The 19,741-nt window shown below is 30.3% G+C and carries 20 protein-coding genes; 13 read left to right on the top strand and 7 right to left on the bottom strand.

Annotated elements, in window-relative coordinates; all coding sequences use genetic code 11:
* Positions 1 to 84 precede the first annotated feature (84 nt).
* A complete protein-coding gene (gene carB / locus Q0662_RS09935; RefSeq protein ID WP_298949285.1) occupies positions 85 to 2,940 on the top strand; it encodes a carbamoyl-phosphate synthase large subunit in 2,856 nt (951 codons plus the stop codon).
* A gap of 264 nt (positions 2,941 to 3,204) precedes the next feature.
* Here the strand turns inward: carB and Q0662_RS09930 are convergent, their stop codons facing one another.
* Positions 3,205 to 4,125 carry a DUF2911 domain-containing protein gene (locus Q0662_RS09930; protein ID WP_298949283.1) on the bottom strand — a complete coding sequence of 307 codons (921 nt, stop codon included), beginning with the start codon at positions 4,123 to 4,125 and terminating at the stop codon, positions 3,205 to 3,207.
* A gap of 105 nt (positions 4,126 to 4,230) precedes the next feature.
* On the opposite strand from Q0662_RS09930, the gene Q0662_RS09925 reads away from it, so the two are divergent.
* A complete protein-coding gene (locus Q0662_RS09925; protein WP_298949281.1) occupies positions 4,231 to 4,896 on the top strand; it encodes an MIP/aquaporin family protein in 666 nt (221 codons plus the stop codon).
* Between the two features lie 18 nt (positions 4,897 to 4,914).
* Positions 4,915 to 5,679: a dTDP-glucose 4,6-dehydratase gene (locus tag Q0662_RS09920; RefSeq protein ID WP_298949279.1), complete on the top strand. Its 765-nt coding sequence runs from the start codon at positions 4,915 to 4,917 to the stop codon at positions 5,677 to 5,679.
* Between the two features lie 16 nt (positions 5,680 to 5,695).
* On the opposite strand, the gene gldG is transcribed toward Q0662_RS09920, so the two are convergent.
* Genes gldG through Q0662_RS09900 form a run of 4 tightly spaced genes read right to left on the bottom strand, consistent with a single transcriptional unit; the run spans position 5,696 to position 9,232 of the window.
* The gene (gene gldG, locus Q0662_RS09915) at positions 5,696 to 7,336 is read right to left on the bottom strand and encodes a gliding motility-associated ABC transporter substrate-binding protein GldG (protein ID WP_298949277.1); all 1,641 of its coding nucleotides are present in this window, start codon (positions 7,334 to 7,336) and stop codon (positions 5,696 to 5,698) included.
* Entirely contained in the window at positions 7,329 to 8,045 is a 717-nt protein-coding gene (gldF, locus tag Q0662_RS09910; RefSeq protein ID WP_298949275.1) for a gliding motility-associated ABC transporter permease subunit GldF, read from the bottom strand. The genes gldG and gldF overlap by 8 nt, the downstream gene beginning before the upstream one ends.
* 27 nt (positions 8,046 to 8,072) lie before the next feature.
* A complete protein-coding gene (locus Q0662_RS09905; RefSeq protein ID WP_298949273.1) occupies positions 8,073 to 8,369 on the bottom strand; it encodes a putative quinol monooxygenase in 297 nt (98 codons plus the stop codon).
* A gap of 2 nt (positions 8,370 to 8,371) precedes the next feature.
* Positions 8,372 to 9,232 carry an SAM-dependent chlorinase/fluorinase gene (locus tag Q0662_RS09900; protein ID WP_298949271.1) on the bottom strand — a complete coding sequence of 287 codons (861 nt, stop codon included), beginning with the start codon at positions 9,230 to 9,232 and terminating at the stop codon, positions 8,372 to 8,374.
* 126 nt (positions 9,233 to 9,358) lie between these two features.
* On the opposite strand from Q0662_RS09900, the gene Q0662_RS09895 reads away from it, so the two are divergent.
* The 6 genes from Q0662_RS09895 (at position 9,359) to Q0662_RS09870 (ending at position 13,863) form a co-directional block, all read left to right on the top strand.
* Positions 9,359 to 10,312, top strand: a complete 954-nt coding sequence (locus Q0662_RS09895; protein ID WP_298949269.1) for a PhoH family protein — start codon at positions 9,359 to 9,361, stop codon at positions 10,310 to 10,312.
* Positions 10,313 to 10,322: 10 nt separating this feature from the next.
* Complete coding sequence (locus tag Q0662_RS09890; protein ID WP_298949266.1) at positions 10,323 to 10,706, top strand: hypothetical protein; 384 nt, start codon at positions 10,323 to 10,325, stop codon at positions 10,704 to 10,706.
* A gap of 49 nt (positions 10,707 to 10,755) precedes the next feature.
* Positions 10,756 to 11,703, top strand: a complete 948-nt coding sequence (locus Q0662_RS09885) for a phosphoribosylaminoimidazolesuccinocarboxamide synthase (protein WP_298949264.1) — start codon at positions 10,756 to 10,758, stop codon at positions 11,701 to 11,703.
* A gap of 63 nt (positions 11,704 to 11,766) precedes the next feature.
* Positions 11,767 to 12,960 (top strand): enoyl-ACP reductase FabV, encoded by a 1,194-nt coding sequence (gene fabV / locus Q0662_RS09880; protein WP_298949262.1) that lies wholly within the window; start codon positions 11,767 to 11,769, stop codon positions 12,958 to 12,960.
* A gap of 56 nt (positions 12,961 to 13,016) precedes the next feature.
* Complete coding sequence (locus Q0662_RS09875; RefSeq protein ID WP_298949261.1) at positions 13,017 to 13,499, top strand: hypothetical protein; 483 nt, start codon at positions 13,017 to 13,019, stop codon at positions 13,497 to 13,499.
* Positions 13,492 to 13,863, top strand: coding sequence for a glyoxalase (locus Q0662_RS09870; RefSeq protein ID WP_298949259.1), 372 nt, complete (start codon positions 13,492 to 13,494; stop codon positions 13,861 to 13,863). Before Q0662_RS09875 ends, Q0662_RS09870 begins: the two co-directional genes overlap by 8 nt.
* 212 nt (positions 13,864 to 14,075) lie before the next feature.
* Here the strand turns inward: Q0662_RS09870 and Q0662_RS09865 are convergent, their stop codons facing one another.
* Both Q0662_RS09865 and Q0662_RS09860 read right to left on the bottom strand, forming a co-directional pair.
* Positions 14,076 to 14,867, bottom strand: coding sequence for a tellurium resistance protein TerC (locus Q0662_RS09865; protein ID WP_298949257.1), 792 nt, complete (start codon positions 14,865 to 14,867; stop codon positions 14,076 to 14,078).
* 74 nt (positions 14,868 to 14,941) lie between these two features.
* Positions 14,942 to 15,700, bottom strand: coding sequence for a sulfite exporter TauE/SafE family protein (locus Q0662_RS09860; protein WP_298949256.1), 759 nt, complete (start codon positions 15,698 to 15,700; stop codon positions 14,942 to 14,944).
* Between the two features lie 114 nt (positions 15,701 to 15,814).
* Here Q0662_RS09860 and Q0662_RS09855 point away from each other — a divergent pair, with 114 nt between their 5' ends.
* The 4 genes from Q0662_RS09855 to Q0662_RS09840 all read left to right on the top strand — a co-directional run bounded on the left by Q0662_RS09855 (position 15,815) and on the right by Q0662_RS09840 (position 19,630).
* Positions 15,815 to 16,234 carry a helix-turn-helix domain-containing protein gene (locus tag Q0662_RS09855; RefSeq protein WP_298949254.1) on the top strand — a complete coding sequence of 140 codons (420 nt, stop codon included), beginning with the start codon at positions 15,815 to 15,817 and terminating at the stop codon, positions 16,232 to 16,234.
* A gap of 102 nt (positions 16,235 to 16,336) precedes the next feature.
* Complete coding sequence (locus Q0662_RS09850; RefSeq protein ID WP_298949252.1) at positions 16,337 to 17,560, top strand: hypothetical protein; 1,224 nt, start codon at positions 16,337 to 16,339, stop codon at positions 17,558 to 17,560.
* Between the two features lie 11 nt (positions 17,561 to 17,571).
* Positions 17,572 to 17,832, top strand: a complete 261-nt coding sequence (locus Q0662_RS09845) for a DUF4212 domain-containing protein (RefSeq protein ID WP_298949250.1) — start codon at positions 17,572 to 17,574, stop codon at positions 17,830 to 17,832.
* Positions 17,833 to 17,863: 31 nt separating this feature from the next.
* Positions 17,864 to 19,630, top strand: coding sequence for a sodium:solute symporter family protein (locus Q0662_RS09840; RefSeq protein WP_298949249.1), 1,767 nt, complete (start codon positions 17,864 to 17,866; stop codon positions 19,628 to 19,630).
* Positions 19,631 to 19,741 lie beyond the last annotated feature (111 nt).

The raw sequence follows: 19,741 nt of genomic DNA, 5'->3' as shown, positions 1-19,741 counted from the left end.
AAGGTGTTACTATTTTTAGTAACACCTTTTTTTATATTCAAACACTAATTATTTTTACAAACTCATAAAACACAACTATTTACCATGCCAAAAAGAGAAGACTTAAAATCAATTTTAATTATTGGATCTGGACCTATTGTTATAGGACAAGCTTGTGAATTCGATTATTCTGGTTCACAATCTTTACGTTCTTTAAGAGAAGATGGAATAGAAACGATACTTATCAACTCTAATCCTGCAACAATTATGACAGATCCTTCCATGGCAGATCATGTTTATTTGTTGCCATTAACAACAAAGTCTATTATACAAATATTAAAAGAACATCCACAAATTGATGCAGTCTTGCCAACTATGGGTGGGCAAACTGCATTAAACCTCTGTATAGAGGCAGATGACAAAGGGATTTGGAAAGATTTTGATGTAAAATTAATTGGTGTAGATATAGACGCAATTAACGTAACAGAAGATAGGGAACAGTTTAGAGAGTTAATGGGTAAAATAGGTGTTGATATGGCGCCACAAGCCACAGCCACATCTTTCTTAAAAGGAAAAGAAATTGCACAAGAATTTGGTTTTCCATTAGTTATTAGATCTTCTTATACATTAGGAGGAGCAGGTGCATCCATCGTTTATAAAGCAGAAGATTTTGACGAATTGTTAAGCAGAGGTTTAGAAGCATCTCCAATCCACGAAGTGATGATTGACAAAGCAATGATGGGTTGGAAAGAATATGAATTAGAGTTATTACGAGACAAGAATGACAATGTAGTAATTATCTGTTCTATAGAAAATATGGACCCTATGGGAATTCATACGGGAGACTCTATTACTGTTGCTCCAGCAATGACACTTTCTGATAAAACTTATCAGAAAATGCGAGATATGGCTATACATATGATGCGTTCTATTGGAGATTTTGAAGGTGGTTGTAATGTGCAATTCGCAGTTTCTCCAGATGAAAAAGAAGACATTATTGCAATTGAAATTAACCCAAGGGTTTCTCGTTCTTCTGCATTAGCCTCTAAAGCAACAGGTTACCCAATTGCAAAAGTAGCTACAAAACTAGCAATTGGTTATAGTTTAGATGAGTTAGAAAACGGAATTACAAAATCTACATCAGCTTTATTTGAGCCAACACTAGATTATGTAATTGTAAAAATACCACGTTGGAATTTTGATAAATTCGAAGGTTCAGACAGAACTTTAGGTTTACAAATGAAAGCTGTTGGAGAAGTAATGGGTATTGGGCGTTGTTTCCAAGAAGCATTGCACAAAGCAACACAATCTTTAGAAATTAAAAGAAATGGTTTAGGTGCAGATGGAAAAGGGTATACAGATTATAATCAAATTATAGAAAAATTAACCAATGCAAGTTGGGATCGTGTTTTTGCTATATATGATGCTATTGCTATGGGAATTCCATTAAGCAAAATTTACGATATCACTAAAATAGACATGTGGTATTTAAAGCAATATGAAGAATTATTTCAACTAGAAAAAGAAATTTCTACCTATAATATAGATACTATAGAAAGAGATTTATTGTTGGAAGCAAAACAAAAAGGATATGGTGATAGACAAATAGCACACATGCTAGATTGTCTAGAAAGCCAAGTATACACTAAAAGAGAAGAATTAAAAGTACAACGTGTTTACAAATTGGTAGATACTTGTGCTGCAGAATTTAAAGCAAAAACACCTTACTATTATTCAACTTTTGAGAACGAAATAGAAACAGCAAGTGGAGAAATTACCATTGCAAATGAAAGTGTAGTTACCGATAAGAAAAAAGTAATTGTTTTAGGTTCTGGACCCAATAGAATTGGACAAGGTATCGAATTTGATTACTGTTGTGTACATGGAGTTTTAGCAGCAGCAGAATGTGGTTACGAAACCATTATGATTAACTGTAACCCAGAAACGGTTTCTACAGATTTTGATACAGCAGATAAATTATATTTTGAGCCTGTTTTTTGGGAACATATTTACGATATCATTCGTCATGAAAAACCAGAAGGAGTAATAGTACAATTAGGTGGACAAACAGCATTAAAATTAGCTGAAAAACTAACAAAATACGGTATTAAAATTATTGGTACTTCTTTTGAGGCTCTAGATATTGCAGAAGATAGAGGCCGTTTTTCTAGTTTATTAAAAGATAATAACATTCCTTATCCAGAGTTTGGTGTAGCAGAAACTGCAGACGAAGCTTTAGAATTATCAGATCAATTAGATTTTCCTATTTTGGTAAGACCTTCTTATGTTTTAGGTGGTCAGGGAATGAAAATTGTAATCAACAAAGAAGAATTGGTACAACATGTTGTAGATTTATTACACAAAATACCTAATAATAAATTGTTGTTAGACCATTATTTAGATGGAGCTATAGAAGCAGAAGCAGATGCAATTTGTGATGCAGATGGAAATGTGTACATCATTGGAATTATGGAACATATAGAACCTTGTGGAATACATTCTGGAGATTCTAATGCAACTTTACCTGCTTTTAATTTAGGAGATTTGGTAATGCAGCAAATTATAGATCATACACATACAATTGCTAGAGAATTAAAAACAGTTGGTTTAATAAACATACAATTTGCCATTAAACATGATACTGTGTACATTATAGAAGCCAATCCAAGAGCTTCTAGAACGGTACCATTTATTGCAAAAGCATACAAAGAACCTTATGTAAATTATGCTACAAAAGTAATGTTGGGCGAAAAGAAAGTAACAGACTTTACATTTAATCCTCAATTAGATGGTTATGCAATTAAACAACCTGTTTTTTCATTTAACAAATTCCCGAATGTAAATAAAAAGCTAGGTCCAGAAATGAAATCTACAGGAGAAAGCATCCTATTTATAGATAGTTTAAAAGATGATGAGTTTTATGACTTATATTCTAGACGTAAAATGTATTTGAATAAATAAAATATAGTTTTAAAATTATTAAGACATCCAATTCTTTTTAGAGTCGGATGTTTTTTTTTGTGAGATATTTTAAATGAATTTGTCGAATAACAACAATCTAAAAAATAAAGAAGATTTAAAAGAATGTATTTCTATTTTTAAAGTGAATAAAATAATAAATTAGAAAGTTTAAACATATAGTAATGTCAGACTAAAATGCTTATAAGAGTAAGCAAAAAAAAATCCGAAGTAGTATCTTCAGATTTTTTTAAAACAGTTGTCAATTTATTTAGCTCCCCATTCTTTTAAAGAGTCTTCGTTCATTTTTACATAATCTGCATTTCCAGCTTTATTAGCTAATGCTAAAGATAGTTTTGCGGCAGCTATTGCGGTTGCAGTTTTACCCGCTTTTGCATGTATTAAAGATTGTTGCCTTAACATCCAAAATTGAGGATTTTCTTTAGACATCTCTATTGCTTTGTCAATCATTGTTACTGTTTTCTTAATGTCTTTATTTTCAGAATTATAATATACAGCAGCATCATAATAAGCTCTTGCATTTGGTTCTCCACTTAGAACTTCATCAATAGAAGCCATTACAGCTTTATCTGTTGGTACTGTAAAAGGCATACCAACATATACGTTTTCCCATAATAATCCTAAAAGTGCAGAATTGTTTGTAATATCATCTATCGTAATTGTAAAAGTTTCAACATCCATAGGCATTTTAATTACATCTACAGTAGCAGAAGCAACAACCTTAGCATCATCCCATTCTTTTGGGTTTCCCCAATTGTCTGAGGCACTGTATAGTATTATTTCCCATTTGTTTTTTCCAGGTTTTGTATAAAGTGCGTATGTACCCGCTGCTACATTCTTGTCACCTACCATAACCTCTGTACTAAAAGTTACTTCCGTATTTTTATTAGCGCCAGTTCTCCAAATTTTATCAAAAGGCACTAAATTTCCAAAAATAGCTCTTCCTTTCATTCCTGGTCTAGAATATGTTATGCTAACATCTGTTAAACCTACTTTTTGCTTTAGAGTAGCACTAGGACTTGGTGCAGGAGCAGCGATTTTTGCAGGTAGCGATTTTTTAACCTCTTGTACCACAATTTCTTTAGTGTCTTTATTTTGACAACTTATCATAACTACAAATGTTAAAATTGATAAAATGCTTAAGATTTTTACTAAATATTTTTTCATAATTAATTGATTTTAAATTTATTATAAAATTACAATTTCAAAAAACACTAAACGTTAACAAAAACTTAAAATAAGGAGATGTATCTTTGCTTTTTTATAAGTAAAATGAAGAAATATATTTCAGAGTTTTTAGGTACATTTTCAATGATTTTTTGTGGTACTGGAGCCATGACAATTAATGAAGTTACTGGAGGAGAAGTAACTCATGTAGGTATTGGTATTACATGGGGTTTAATTGTAATGGCTATGATTTATGCTTTTGGAGAAACCTCTGGAGCGCACTTTAATCCTGCTGTAACTATTGCTTTTGCTTATGCAAAAAAGTTTGCTTGGAAAGAAGTGCCAAAATTTATTATTGCCCAAGTATTAGGTGCATTTGCAGCTAGTTTACTACTACTATTTTTATTTCCTACTAGTGATTTTTTAGGTTCAACCATTCCCACTATTGATGTTTGGCGTGCTTTTGTATTAGAGCTATTACTAACTTTTTTCTTAATGGTTGTAATTATTAATGTGTCTACAGGTAGCAAAGAAATGGGAATTATTGCAGGTATAGCTGTGGGAGGTGTTGTCATGCTAGAAGCGCTTTTTGCAGGTCCAATTACCAATGCATCTATGAATCCTGCACGTTCTATTGCACCCAATATTGTATCTGGAAACGTTCGCAATTTATGGCTATACATTCTTGCGCCAATTTTAGGTGCTTTGTTAGCAGTATTGTCTTGTAAATTAATTAAAGACGATAATTGTTGTGATACACCTAATTGTTAAATAGTAAAGCCTTTAAAATTGAAAAACGTAAGTATTTTAGGTTGTGGATGGTTAGGAAAACCTTTAGCTGTTTCTTTATTAGAAGAAGGTTATTTTGTAAAAGGTTCTACAACTTCTTCTGATAAAATAGATGAATTACAATCTTTAGGTATAGAGTCTTACATCGTAAATATTTCTGATTTTGAAGAATATGACGATTTTTTAACTACGGATATTTTAATTATTGCCATTACTTCTAAAGATATTGATGGTTTTGAAAACTTTATTTCTCAAATTCAAAATTCTCCTGTACAGAAAGTGATTTTGGTTAGTTCTACTTCTGTATATCCTAGAATTAATAAAGTAATGACAGAAGATGATGCTGTTGTAAAAAACCATCCTTTAGTAACTATAGAAAACTTGTTTAGAGAAAATACTTTTTTTGAAACCACAATTTTACGTTTTGCGGGTTTATTTGGAGGGGAAAGACATCCAGCTAATTGGTTTAAAAATGGAAAAAAAATACCACAACCTAAAGGTTTTGTAAATATGATTCACAGAGAAGATTGTATCGAAATTATGCATACAATTATTGCTCAGAATTGTTGGAATATAACTTTTAACGCTTGTTCAAATCACCATCCAACAAGAGAAATGTTTTATGTAAATGCTAGGATTAGCAAAGATCTAGAAGCGCCAGTTTTTGAAGAAAATGAAGATTATCAATGGAAAATTATCAGTTCAGAAAAACTACAACATGTTTTAAATTATGAATTTATTCATGATAATTTATTAAAAATTTAATAAAGATATTCTTTGTTTAAGAATATGTTCTTCGTCTTAAAAAATTAAAAACAAAACCAAAACCAAACAACAAAAGTAACGGTGAAATTACATTTAAAAATTGCCAATAAGTACGTTCTTTAAATGCCTTTTGTTTGTCTAACATTCTAATTTTTAAACTTTTGTTTCTAAGTTGCATCAAGCCGGTGTCATCTAATAAATAATCTATAGTATTTAGTAAAAAATCTTTGTTACCAAATTGTTGATTGGTCCATTTATCTCTAGCCAAATCATATGGTTTTCCTTTTAAAAGTTGATTTTTGCCAACATCACCATCTGCAATAACCACCATTTTATTTGGGGCAGATTGCTCTTTATAAAACTTACTTGTAAATGGTTTTACTCTGTTTTTGTAAGCAGAGGTAAACTGCCCTTCTAATAAAACTGCAAATAGTTGATTGCCACTTTTATAATCAGTTTCTAGAACTTCTTCTGCAATAGATTGTAACTCTATAAAGACTGGTGTGCCTACTTTTTGAGTGAACACAGAACTAACTAATAAAGGTGTTTTTTTAATATTGTTTTTAAGTGTATCTATTTGATTTGCAAATTGTAACCTAACAGGTGTTACGTTTTTTGTAATTACATTGTTTGGGTTTGTACCCGCTAAAGGATGATACAACCAATCTAAATTTTTAAACTGCGTTTGATTGCCAACTTGCCCAGTTGCTACTGGAATTTCAGCAGCATATAAATCTTTGATTAAAGTACTGTTAATACGAACTCCGTAAGAAAATAAGAGGTCAGTAAGGTTTAAATCTCTTGGGTAAGCCAACATTTTATTATTGGTTGCCAAACTATCTTGGTCTGCTTGCACCATGTCTAACATCCAAAGTGTTTTACCACCATTTGCAATAAACTGATCTAAAACTAATTTTTCTTTTTCACTAAATTTTTCAGTAGGTTTGGCAATAACTGCCAAATCTAAATTTAACAAGTCGCTTAAAGTTTGTTGTGGGTTTTTTGTAACCGAATCTAAGGTAAATTTTGCCAATCTGTATTTTTTAGCAACTTCACTTAAATAGCTATATTGATACATATCTTGCAATTCTCCATTTCCTATCAAAATAGCCACTTTTTTTTGTATATCTATATTTACAGTATTGATAGCATTAGAAAAACTATATTCTAAATTTTCTATCGCTTTTTGTAATTGCTCTTTTTGAGAGGCTAACATGGCATTTGGTAATAGAGAAAAAATACTTGTTTTTTTACCATAATTAATTTCTGCCCAAGGAAAAATAATTGCTTCAGTCATTTTACCTTCTTCTTCAACAGTTAATTGACTTGGCATCATCCCTTTTTTTATCAACGCTTCACGTTGGTTATCTGGGTTTTCAAAATTGATGATAATATTGCTGTTCTCAGAAGCAAGTTCTTCTAAATATTGTTGGGTTTCTATTTGTAGTCTTTTAAATTCTGATGGAAAATCGCCCTCTAAATAAACATTTATAAATAAGGTTTTATTAACCTTAGAAATTATATCTAGAGTAGTTTTAGAAAGGGTATACCGTTTATCAGAAGTTAAATCGAATCTTTTGTAAACAGATTGACTTGCATAATTAAATACTATAATGGCTATAATTAAAAGTATGATACTTTTTACTTTTTTATTCATTTTCTAATTGTGTTTTAGTGATGAATAAAAAGAAAACAGTAATACTTAAAAAATAGATAAGATCTCTCGTGTCTATAACTCCTCTAGAAATACTTTTAAAATGCTCATTGATGCCAATTTTTTTGATAGCTAAATTATTATCAAATGTAGCTGAAAGTGCATCAAAACCATAAAATAATAAAAAGGTAATTAGCACCCCTAAAATAAATGCCACAATTTGATTTTTAGAAAGGGTAGAGGTAAATAAGCCAATAGCTGTATAGGTAGCAGCCAAAAAAAACAAGCCAATATAGGAACCAATAATGGTTGCAAAATCTAAATTTCCAACAGGATTGCCCAAATTATAAACTGTATATACATAAGTAAACGTGGGGATAATTGCAGTAATTACCAGTAATAAAGATGCCCAAAATTTACCCAAAACAATTTGCCAATCAGTAATGGGTTTGGTTTTTAAAATCTCTATGGTTCCATTGTTAAATTCGTCTGCAAAACTTTTCATGGTAATGGCAGGTATTAAGAATATAAAAACCCAAGGGGCTAGATAGAAAAACGAATTTAAATCTGCAAAACCAGCATTTAAAATATTAAAGTCGTCCTTAAAAATAAATAAGAACAAACCATTTACAAGCAAGAATACCCCAATTACTAAATAAGCAATTGTAGACGAGAAAAACGAGTTAAATTCTTTTTTTAGTATGGCAAACATATTTTATTTTTCTTATAACTTTTAAACTTATAGTAAAGTTACTTTTTTGTCTACACTCCAAGCCTCTGCTTTGTTATTAAAAAGCGCTTTGGTTTTTGTCCAAACATTTTTAAAAAGTTCAGAGTTTCTGTAATTTTCTAAATCTTGCTCAGTTTCCCAGTATGAATACGTAAAAAAAAGTTCTTTATTATTTTTATCTTGATATAATTCTAAAAGTTTACAACCTTCAGAATTTCTAATAAATTTCTTTTTTTCTTCAAAAATAACTTTAAAAGTTTCTATATGTTCTTGATGAAAACTCATCTTTACAATTCTAACAAACATGTTTAATTTAATATGGTAAATTCTTGGTTTGGTTTATTTTCAAAAGTAATGGTAACAACATCTCTATACTCTAAACCTAAGAGAGAGCTTGCGCCACCAACGGTGTCTAAATTACTTCTGTAAATAGCTAGTTCTAAGTATGCTGCAGTGTTAAAAAGCGCTAATTTATGCCCTTCGTACTGTTGATTGCTATAAGCGCTATTACTTGCAACTTCGTTATATTTAGAAAAAATTTTAGTGAATTTATGTTTTTTTGCATTGATCGTAAAGTTTCTTCCTTTACCAATATCTTGAAACATTTTTTTATTAATGTTGGTAATTACATTTCCGTAATTATCAATGTATAAAACACCACCAATTATTTGATCTTGTTGTTGATTGGTTTTTGGCTGTATTTCTATAATTTTCTTAAAATCTTCAATTTCTTTACCTATTACGGTCAAGTTACCCCCTCTAATAATAAAGCAAGCTACTTGTACAAATACATCTAATACAGGAAAACTACTTTCAATTCGATCATGTATATTAATTTCTACAATTTTTTTAGGTTTTACTTCAGAAGCAATCATAGAAATTAAACCATTGTCTGGACAAACAAAAAAATGATCGTCTAATTCTAAAGCAATGTGTTTATTCTCTGCACTTAACTCAGAATCTACCCCCACAATATGTACTGTACCTTTAGGAAAGCTTTTGTAAGAGTTTTTTAAAATATAGGCAGTTTCTGTAATGTTAAAAGGAGAGATTTCATGGGTAATATCAATAATGTTTACTTCTGGTAATTCAGAAAAAATAGCTCCTTTTACAGCTCCCACAAAATGGTCTTTTGTTCCGAAATCTGTGGTAAGTGTTATAAAAGACATAAAAATTACTGTTAATTAAATGTGTAAAAGTTGTTAACTATTTTACGCAAATCTAATCAATTTAGAAATTTTATTCGCTATTTTTAGTTGAAATAAAATAGATATTAAACTTCAAAAAATAAACATTTGAACGAACGCATTATAGAGCTAGAAGAAATAAACCCAAAAGACTTTTTTGGGGCACATAATAGTACCGTAGAGCAGTTAAAAAGGTATTTTCCAAAAATTAAAATCGTAGCACGTGGCTCTAAAATGAAAATTTATGGAGCGTCTAATTTGTTAGACGAATTTGAAATTCGTTTAGAGCGTTTAATCAAGTATTTTAATAGATACAATAAGTTAGATGAAAATAGTATAGAGCGTATTTTAACATCTACAGGACATGAAGAAAAAACAACAGCTTCTAAAAACACAAAAGATGTTTTAGTACATGGTGTAAGCGGTAAATTAATTAAGGCACAAACCGAAAATCAACGCAAAATGGTTTCTTTAATGCAAAAAAATGATATGCTTTTTGCTGTAGGGCCAGCAGGTACAGGAAAAACATATACAGCAGTAGCATTGGCAGTAAAAGCATTAAAAGAAAAAGAAGTAAGACGCATTATTTTAACAAGACCAGCTGTAGAATCTGGAGAAAACTTGGGTTTTTTACCTGGAGATCTAAAAGAAAAATTAGACCCATACATGCAGCCATTATATGATGGCTTAAGAGATATGATTCCTCATGAAAGATTAGAATCTCACCTAGAAAAAGGTGTCATACAAATAGCACCTTTAGCTTTTATGCGTGGTAGGACTCTAGATAATGCCTTTGTAATTTTAGATGAAGCACAAAATACAACCCATAATCAAATGAAAATGTTTTTAACAAGAATGGGTAAAAATGCAAAGTTTATCATTACAGGAGATCCAGGTCAGATAGATTTACCAAGAAAACAGGTTTCTGGATTAAAAGAATCTTTGTTAGCACTAAAAGATATAGAAGGTATTGCGCAAGTATACTTAGACGATAAAGACGTTGTAAGACACAGGTTGGTTAAAAAAATTATTACTGCTTATAAAGGTATAGAAACAGAATAGCTTATTGTAAATGGAATATAGAAGTGATTTTATTGAAAGAGAAATACAGAAAATAATACTTCTTATAAGAAATTTAATGGCTAATTTAGGAGAAGAAGGTAATGTTAATCTTAAAGCTTTAGATCAAGAGTTAAAAGAAAAATTAGATTTTGGATTTTTTGAAATTTTTGAATTGAGCAATGAAGATTTAAAAAAGAAAATAAATGGAGTTGATGTTTTAATTTTAGAGGAATTATTAAGAGTGTTATATAAAATAACAATTCAAAATGTAACTCATTTAAAATCTAATACACTAAAAAGAGTTTCTTTACAGATAATTGATGAAATTGAAAATAAATCAAGTGTTTATTCTTTTGAAAGACAACAAATAAAAAACTATTTTAAATCTGAATAAAAAGATATAGAAGACTTATTTTTGCCAAACAAACAACACAATATTAAAAATGAATACAATTAATGAAACAAATTTTAAATTTCCCAATTTAAAATCTGTTTACAAAGGTAAAGTTAGAGAGGTTTACAATATCAATGATGAGCATTTGGTAATGATTGCTACAGACAGATTGTCTGCCTTCGATGTAATTTTACCACGTCAAATTCCTTTTAAAGGCCAAATATTAAATCAGATTGCAACGAAAATGATGAATGATACAGCAGATATTGTTCCTAATTGGTTAATTGCAAATCCAGATGAAAATGTAGCAGTAGGGCATTTGTGTGAGCCTTTTAAGGTAGAAATGGTTATTCGTGGTTATTTATCAGGTCATGCAGCTAGAGAATATAAAGCTGGAAAAAGATTACTTTGTGGTGTATCAATGCCAGAAGGTTTAAAAGAAAATGATCAATTTCCAACACCAATAATTACACCATCTACCAAAGCTGATAATGGCGAACATGACGAAGATATTCCTAGAGAAGAAATTTTAAGTAAGGGTATCGTTTCAGAAGAAGATTATTTAGTTTTAGAAGATTACACACGCAAATTATTTAAAAGAGGTACAGAAATAGCTGCAAAAAGAGGCCTTATTTTAGTCGATACCAAATACGAGTTTGGGAAAACAAAAGATGGTAAAATTGTATTGATTGATGAAATTCATACACCAGATTCTTCACGTTATTTTTATGCAGAAGGTTATCAAGAAAGACAAAATAAAGGCGAAGCACAAAAACAATTATCTAAAGAATTTGTAAGACAATGGTTGATAGAAAATGGTTTTCAAGGAAAAGAAAATCAGCAAATACCAGAAATGTCTGATGCGAAAATTATAGAAATATCAAACAGATACATAGAGTTATACGAACAAATTACTGGAGAAACGTTTGTAAAAGCATCTACAGAAAATGTATTAAATAGAATTGAAGAGAATGTAAATTCTTTTTTTAAAAATTAATCTATTAAATTAAAAGACCTCACAGGTGTCAAAAAACCTGTGAGGTCTTATAAACTGAAAAAAATGATTATAGAACCAAGAACAAGAGGCTTTATTTGTTTAACATCACACCCAACAGGTTGTGCGCAAAATGTAAAAAATCAAATAGAATACGTTAAATCAAAAGATAAAATAAAAGGACCCAAAAAAGTATTGGTAATAGGTTCGTCAACAGGATTTGGTTTGGCGTCTAGAATCACAAGTGGATTTGGTTCTGATGCTGCAACAATTGGCGTGTTTTTCGATAAACCTGCTTCAGAAGGCAGACCAGCTTCACCTGGTTATTACAATACTGCAGCTTTTGAAAAAGAAGCACACAAAGCAGGTTTGTATGCAAAAAGTATTAATGGAGATGCTTTTTCAAACGATATAAAACAACAAGTTGTCAATTTAATTAAAGAAGACTTAGGCCAAATAGATTTGGTAATTTACAGTTTGGCTTCACCTGTTAGAACACATCCAGAAACGGGTAAACGTTACAAATCGGTTTTAAAACCAATAGGAGAAGTTTTTACCAATAAAACAGTAGATTTTCATACGGGTAAAGTATCAGAAATCTCTATAAATCCTGCAGAAGGAGAAGATGTAGAAAATACTATTACTGTAATGGGTGGAGAGGATTGGAAAATGTGGATGGACGCCTTAAATGCAGAAAATTTACTATCTGAAGGTGCAACAACTGTTGCTTATTCTTACATTGGACCAGAAGTTACCAAGCCAGTTTACAGAAACGGAACTATAGGTGCAGCAAAAGATCATTTAGAAGCAACAGCTTTCGAAATTACAGACGCTTTAAAATCTGTAGGAGCTAAGGCATACGTTTCTGTAAATAAAGCATTGGTAACTCAAGCTAGTTCTGCCATTCCAGTAATTCCATTATATATTTCTTTGTTGTATAAGGTAATGAAAGAAAAAGGAACTCACGAAGGTTGTATAGAGCAAATTCAACGTTTATATAGCCAAAGATTGTTTACAGAAGGTACTATTCCTTTAGATGAAAAAGGAAGAATTAGAATTGATGATTGGGAAATGGCTGAGGATGTTCAAAAAGAAGTAATTGCGCTTTGGGAGTCTGCAACCACAGAAAATCTTACTGAAATTGGAGATTTAGAAGGTTATAGCAACGATTTTTACAACCTCTTTGGTTTTAAAGTTGATGGTGTAAACTATGATGTAGATGTAAACGAAATGGTAACATTACCAAGTGAAAAGTTATAGTATAACAAATACAAAACCTCAAATATTTCTATAATTATTTGAGGTTTATTTTTTTAATGAAAGCAGTAAACATAAAACAACTTAAAGACGAACTCTCGCACAAATCTGCGAATGAGTTAAAAGAATTGTGTTTGCATTTAGCAAGATTTAAAAAAGAAAATAAAGAACTGTTAACCTATTTATTATTTGAATCTCATGACGAAGAAATTTACATTCAAACCATAAAAGAAGAGGTAGATTTACAATTTGAAGAAATAAATACAAAGAATTTTTTTTATATAAGAAAAAGCACCAGAAAAATATTAACGTCTATAAAAAAACATATTAGATACTCTAAAAAGAAAGAAACAGAAGCAGAATTGCTATTATATTTTTGTAAAAAATTAAAGGATTTTAAACCTTCTATAAAAAGAAGCACCCGTTTGCAAAATATATTTGATATGCAACTAAGAATGGCAAAAAAAGCCATGGATAAATTACATGAAGATTTGCAATATGATTTTCAATTACAAATTGATGAATTGTTAGATAATGTCTAAAGAAAGACCAATTTTAAAGGGTTTGTTAAAAGAAGGCACTACAGATGTAGAAACTTTTCAGAACCAAACTATAAGACCCATTATTAAAATGCAACATGCATTATTAATTGCCTCTTTTGTAGAGTATTTACAAAAAAGAAAAATAGATTTTAGCCGTTTAACAGTTTCAAAAAAAAATCAAAAAATTGTTACTATTTATAAAACAGATCATAATCATAAAAATATTACTCTAGGCCTAATTATTGGCCATTTTACAATTGATGAGTTTGCTTTTTACAATACAAATGCATCAGAGTTAAATAGAAGAATATTACAGATTATTAGCCAAAGATTAATAGATAGTTTTCCAGAAATTACTGCATAAAAAAGCCGCTATCGTGTTAAATAGCGGCCCATCAATCAACCAAAAAACTTCATATTTATATTAAATGCTTCATATAAAAAGAAGTATAACATCAAATTTTATGAAACAAAGATACAATATAATTGTTTAATAAAATGTTAAAAAAATTAAACAAAACTGCAGTAGTGTTAAAAAAAAAGTGATCCAAAAGAACCTTTTTTTATATGATTAGATTATTTCTGGGTCAATAATTTTTTCTGATACTTACCTTGTACAATATCAATAATAACAAGAATAGCTATTACAAAGTAAAAAGTTGTTTTGCTCATAGGTACAATTTCATTGCCAAATAGTTTTAAATGCGCTAAATGGCCACCTTCTGTTACTAACATTATTCCTACTATAAAAAGGATAAACAGCCCTAAAACTTCATACATTCTGTTTTTAGATAGAAATATCGAAATTTTATTTGCCATTAATAACATTAACAAACCACTTACAACAATGGCAGTTGCCATCACTATAAATGCAGTAGTTTCGTTTTTTATTTCTTTGGTTAAGCCAATAGCGGCTAAAATAGAATCAAAAGAAAAAACAAAGTTCATTAAAACAATGCTAAAAATTACAGCTTTAGAAGATTTGGACCCTTTTTCTGTAGTCATTTCAGAAAACTCTAACCCTTTTGTAGAAATCATGTACCAAATTTCTTTAATGGCAGTATAAATAATAAAACCACCACCAGCTAAAACAATTAAACTATGGCCATTAAATGCAAACTTTATAATATTTTCTATTTCTCCCGTTAAAAAACTAAATGGCTTTTGAAAATATTTAATTAAAGAAACCAATATTAATAACAAAAAAATACGGAGTGCAATAGCAATTAAAATCCCTACTTTACGAACCCTTTTTTGGTCGGTTTGTGGCGCCTTTTTAGACTCTAAAGAAATGTATAATAAATTATCGAAACCTAATACAGCTTGCAATAAAATTAACATGATTAACGTAAAAATTACTTGTAACATTTTCTGTTTTTTTTGTTGATGATTTCAAATATATTTTGATTGCAATGGTTATGCAATAGAAAACGTATTTATTTCTAAAAAAGATTTTCCCAAAGAATTTTAAAACTAACAAAAGCAATTAATACTGCAGTAGTTTTTTTTAATTGAATAGGTGTAAAAAACTGGTTGCTTAACCTGTTTCCAATTTGACCACCTATAAAAACAGTAACTAATAAAACACTCGTAAGTTGCCAATTTATAGAAAATTGTGGGTTGCTAATTTGCCCAAATAAACCAGCTGTAGAGTTTACTAAAATGAAAACACTTGCTGCAGCAGCAATTTTTTGGGGTGTATTCCAATTCGTAAGATGTAATAAAGGAGCTAAAAAAATACCGCCACCAATACCCACCATACCCGAGATAAAACCGATAATAGATCCGTAAAAAGCATTTTTTTTATGATTGATTTTTGCTGTTTGTTTTGATGCAATTTTTTTTGAAAGCCACATGCTTAAAGCAGCAAATAAAAGTGTAAAACCAAGTAAGATAAAAAAGAAATTTTGATTTATTTTTAAATATCCACCTAAAAAAGCAAAGGGAAGACTAAACAAAACAATAGGTAGTAATTGTCGCCAATTAATTATTTTCTGCTTTTGAAAAAAATACACGTTTCCAGAGACTACCATAATGTTACATAACAAAGCTGTTGCTCTTATTTGATAAAAAGCAATACCAGTTAAAGCCAAAACAGCTAAATAGCTAGAACCACCACCAAACCCTACAGAAGCATATAATACTGCAACTGTAAAAAAGAGTAAAATAATAAAGAAGTATTCTTGTAATACTATAAGCATTTAGTTTTTTTAAAGGCTATCTAAAATACTATTTTATTTTAGAAATTAATTAATATTTTTATTATTATACAATAATATTTGCTAAATTAATATATATATGCTAATTTTATATACATGAAACTAAATAACTGTCCAAATTGTTCTTCAGACAATTGTGTTAAAAGTGGAGTTGTTAACAAAAGACAACGCTATAAATGCAAAAGTTGTAACTATTATTTTACTGTAAATAAGCTTGGAAAAAAAATAGACGATTACTTTGTAAACAAAGCATTACAACTCTATTTAGAGGGGTTAAGTTATCGAGAAATTGAACGAATACTAGGGGTGTCTCATGTTAGTATTTTAAACTGGGTAAAAAGATATGGTATAAAAAGACCACAAAACAAAAATTACCACCCTACCTATAAAATATTAAATGCCAAAGAATTAGGTTTTTACTTTCAAAATGCTGATAATTTAAAAGGAGCAGGAGTAGTAGTTACAGAGTTAGGAGATAAGTTTATGTTAATTAAATGGGAGCGATTTAAGGATTAGATATACTATTTTAACAAAAATATATAGTATTTTTTTTTTAACATAAGTTTTTGATGACATTCGTCGAGTGCACAAATCAATTTTTTAATCAATCAATAACTTATGAAACAATTAACTTTAAGATTATATATTTTTCTTTCTATAGTTTCTATATCTGTATTTGCTCAAGGGTCTCCAGATTATAATGGAGGTATTAAAGTAAAGTTAGATGAAGAAGGGAAAAAATATATTAGAATTATTTCCTGGGCTCAAATTTGGGGTCAGAACAATAGCGATGCTGCTCCAACAGCAGCTAAAACCAATTTTAATTTAAGACGTGCAAGAATATTAATGTTTGCTCAAATTAATGAGAAATTTTTAATCTTAACTCACTTTGGATTAAATAGTCTAAAAGGAGCAAATATGTCTCCTTTAGGAAAAGGAGAAAACTCTCAATTATTTTTTCACGACGTCTGGGGGCAATATCAATTGGGTAAAAATCATACTATTGGAGCTGGACTGCATTATTTTAACGGTATTTCTCGTTTAAACAATCAAAGTACATTAAATATGATGACTTTAGATAACAACCGCCAATCTTGGGCAACAATAGGTTTGTCAGATCAATTTGCTAGACATTTAGGAGTTTTCTTAAAAGGAAAATTTGGAAAATTACAATACAGATTGGCAGTTAATGATGCCGTTGTAAACGGGTTGGATGCTAGAACACCAGTAAATAGTGGTGAATCTATTTATGGTGGATCAAGATTATTAGGAACCAAAAAGGCAGGAAAAACTTTTGCAGGCTATTTCGATTATCATTTTTTAGAGCAAGAATCTAATTTTTTACCATATAAAGTTGGTTCTTATTTAGGAGGAAAAAAAGTATTTAACATTGGAGCTGGTTTTTTTGCACATCCTAATGGTTCTGTAGTAGCTAATAGTGCAGGAAACTTATCAGGAGAAAATGTATCTATTTTTGCTGTTGATGCTTTTTACGACACACCACTTTCTGATGATGGTAGTGCTTTAACAGCTTATGCAGTTTATCAAAATAATAATTATGGAAAAGATTATTTATTTAGCGCATATGGAACAGGTACTATGTTATACGGCCATCTTGGGTATGTTTTAGCAGGCGATAAAAACAAAACAAGATACCAGCCTTATATTTCTTATGGAAGTAATTCTTATGATGCTACACCTAATAATCGTAATTTATTTGGTATAGGAGCAAATGCCTATTTCAGTGGTCATAATTCAAAATTAACATTAGAATATAAAAATCAAAAATTTGGTACTATAAACCAAAATACATTAACACTTCAAGCAATGATTTATCTATAAAATTAAAAAATATGTCAGAAAGTAAAAATGCAAAAAAATATTGGAAAGAAAATCTAAAGTACCTAGCCATCTTATTGGTAATCTGGTTTGTAGTTTCCTATGGATGTGGAATTCTTTTTAGAGAAGAATTAAATCAATATAGATTAGGAGGCTTTAAACTAGGTTTTTGGTTTGCCCAACAAGGATCAATTTATGTATTTGTGATACTCATTTTCGTATACGTAAGATTGATGAATAAACTAGATAAAAAATACGGTTACGATGAAGAGTAATCAAATAAAATCAACTAAAAAATAAAAAATTATGAGCGTTCAAACTTGGACTTGGATTATAGTAGGAATAACTTTTGCACTCTATTTTGGAATTGCAATTTGGGCAAGAGCAGGTTCTACAAAAGAATTTTATGTTGCTGGTGGTGGTGTTTCTCCACTAGCAAACGGAATGGCAACAGCAGCAGACTGGATGAGTGCAGCTTCATTTATATCTATGGCAGGTATTATTTCCTTTGCAGGATACGATGGTTCTGTGTATTTATTAGGTTGGACAGGAGGTTATGTACTTCTAGCACTTTTATTAGCTCCTTATCTTCGAAAATTTGGAAAATTTACCGTTCCAGATTTTATTGGAGACAGATATTATTCAAATGGAGCAAGAACAGTAGCTATAATTTGTGCATTAATTGTATCATTTACATACGTAGCTGGTCAAATGAGAGGTGTAGGAATTGTATTCTCGCAATTTTTACAAGTAGAAATTATTTGGGGTGTAGCTATTGGTATGTGTATTGTATTGGTTTTTGCCTTTTTAGGAGGTATGAAGGGAATAACATATACGCAAGTAGCACAATATTGTGTTTTAATTTTTGCATTTATGGTGCCAGCTTTTTTTATTTCTTTTCAAATGACAGGAGATGTAATTCCTCAAATAGGAATGGGAGGCACTTTAGAAGATGGAACATATCTTTTAGATAAATTAGATAGCTTACACACACAGTTAGGTTTTAAAGAATATACAACTGGTTCTAAATCAACTTGGGATGTTTTTGCAATTACATTAGCATTAATGGTAGGTACAGCAGGATTACCTCATGTAATTGTGCGTTTTTTTACTGTACCTAAAGTAAAAGATGCACGTAAATCTGCTGGTTACGCCTTGTTTTTAATTGCAATCTTATATACAACAGCTCCAGCTATTTCAGTTTTTTCTAGAACAAACTTAATTGAAACTGTTAGTGAAACTAAATACTCTGAAATTCCTGAATGGTTTAAAAATTGGGAAAACACAGGTTTAATAGCTTGGACAGATAAAAATGGCGATGGTAAAATACAATATATTGCAGGGAATGCTTTAGATGGTAAAAAACCAGTTTACACAGAAACAAGAGGTATTTATGGCGAACGAATGATTGCGAATGCAAGTGCAGCCAGAAATGAGTTGTATGTTGATAGAGATATTATGGTTTTGGCCAACCCAGAAATTGCAGGCTTACCAAATTGGGTAATTGCATTGGTGGCTGCAGGTGGTTTGGCAGCAGCATTATCAACAGCAGCAGGTTTGTTATTAGTAATATCAACTTCTATTTCTCATGATTTAATTAAAAAACAAATCAAACCAGATATTTCAGATAAAGGAGAGTTAATGTGGGCAAGAGCTTCAATTTTTGTAGCAATTTTAATTTCTGGATATTTTGGTATCAATCCACCAGGGTTTGTCGCCGCAACTGTAGCATTGGCTTTTGGTTTGGCAGCAGCATCCTTTTTTCCTGCAATCATACTGGGTATTTTTGATAAAAGAATGAATAAAGAGGGAGCCATTTCAGGTATGGTTGTTGGAATCATTTTAATGTTGTTTTACATGATGAAATATAAATTAGACATGTTTGGAGGAGGTACAAAAGAAGATTGGTGGTTTGGCACATCACCAGAAGGTTTTGGTACAGTTGCTATGATTGTAAATGTTGTAATTTCTTTAGTGGTTTCTAGAGTTACAGCAGCACCCCCAAAAGATGTGGTAGACATCGTAGAGAGTATTAGAATTCCTTCTGGAGCAGGAGAGGCTTCAGTACATTAACCATAAAAACCAGCACTTTTTTTAAAGTGCTGGTTTTTAAAAATAGATGAAAATTAATTTTGAAAAAAAGACACGAACAAAAATTAGTATTATTATCTTTAGGATTATTTA

The organism is uncultured Polaribacter sp., from assembly GCF_947503855.1.
Classification (GTDB): Bacteria; Bacteroidota; Bacteroidia; order Flavobacteriales; family Flavobacteriaceae; genus Polaribacter.
The sequence above is the reverse complement of the archived record's forward strand: the minus strand, read 5'-3'. Positions and strand labels throughout refer to the sequence as shown.

Bases quoted from the DNA above. Each gene is read 5' to 3' on its own strand.
- Q0662_RS09890 (WP_298949266.1), top strand. From the start codon at position 10,323: ATGGAATATAGAAGTGATTTTATTGAAAGAGAAATACAGAAAATAATA.
- Q0662_RS09905 (WP_298949273.1), bottom strand. From the start codon at position 8,369: ATGTTTGTTAGAATTGTAAAGATGAGTTTTCATCAAGAACATATAGAA.
- Q0662_RS09885 (WP_298949264.1), top strand. From the start codon at position 10,756: ATGAATACAATTAATGAAACAAATTTTAAATTTCCCAATTTAAAATCT.
- Q0662_RS09870 (WP_298949259.1), top strand. From the start codon at position 13,492: ATGTCTAAAGAAAGACCAATTTTAAAGGGTTTGTTAAAAGAAGGCACT.
- gldG (WP_298949277.1), bottom strand. From the start codon at position 7,336: ATGAATAAAAAAGTAAAAAGTATCATACTTTTAATTATAGCCATTATA.
- gldF (WP_298949275.1), bottom strand. From the start codon at position 8,045: ATGTTTGCCATACTAAAAAAAGAATTTAACTCGTTTTTCTCGTCTACA.
- carB (WP_298949285.1), top strand. From the start codon at position 85: ATGCCAAAAAGAGAAGACTTAAAATCAATTTTAATTATTGGATCTGGA.
- Q0662_RS09875 (WP_298949261.1), top strand. From the start codon at position 13,017: ATGAAAGCAGTAAACATAAAACAACTTAAAGACGAACTCTCGCACAAA.
- Q0662_RS09860 (WP_298949256.1), bottom strand. From the start codon at position 15,700: ATGCTTATAGTATTACAAGAATACTTCTTTATTATTTTACTCTTTTTT.
- Q0662_RS09925 (WP_298949281.1), top strand. From the start codon at position 4,231: ATGAAGAAATATATTTCAGAGTTTTTAGGTACATTTTCAATGATTTTT.
- Q0662_RS09845 (WP_298949250.1), top strand. From the start codon at position 17,572: ATGTCAGAAAGTAAAAATGCAAAAAAATATTGGAAAGAAAATCTAAAG.
- Q0662_RS09850 (WP_298949252.1), top strand. From the start codon at position 16,337: ATGAAACAATTAACTTTAAGATTATATATTTTTCTTTCTATAGTTTCT.
- Q0662_RS09930 (WP_298949283.1), bottom strand. From the start codon at position 4,125: ATGAAAAAATATTTAGTAAAAATCTTAAGCATTTTATCAATTTTAACA.
- Q0662_RS09865 (WP_298949257.1), bottom strand. From the start codon at position 14,867: ATGTTACAAGTAATTTTTACGTTAATCATGTTAATTTTATTGCAAGCT.
- fabV (WP_298949262.1), top strand. From the start codon at position 11,767: ATGATTATAGAACCAAGAACAAGAGGCTTTATTTGTTTAACATCACAC.
- Q0662_RS09900 (WP_298949271.1), bottom strand. From the start codon at position 9,232: ATGTCTTTTATAACACTTACCACAGATTTCGGAACAAAAGACCATTTT.
- Q0662_RS09840 (WP_298949249.1), top strand. From the start codon at position 17,864: ATGAGCGTTCAAACTTGGACTTGGATTATAGTAGGAATAACTTTTGCA.
- Q0662_RS09855 (WP_298949254.1), top strand. From the start codon at position 15,815: ATGAAACTAAATAACTGTCCAAATTGTTCTTCAGACAATTGTGTTAAA.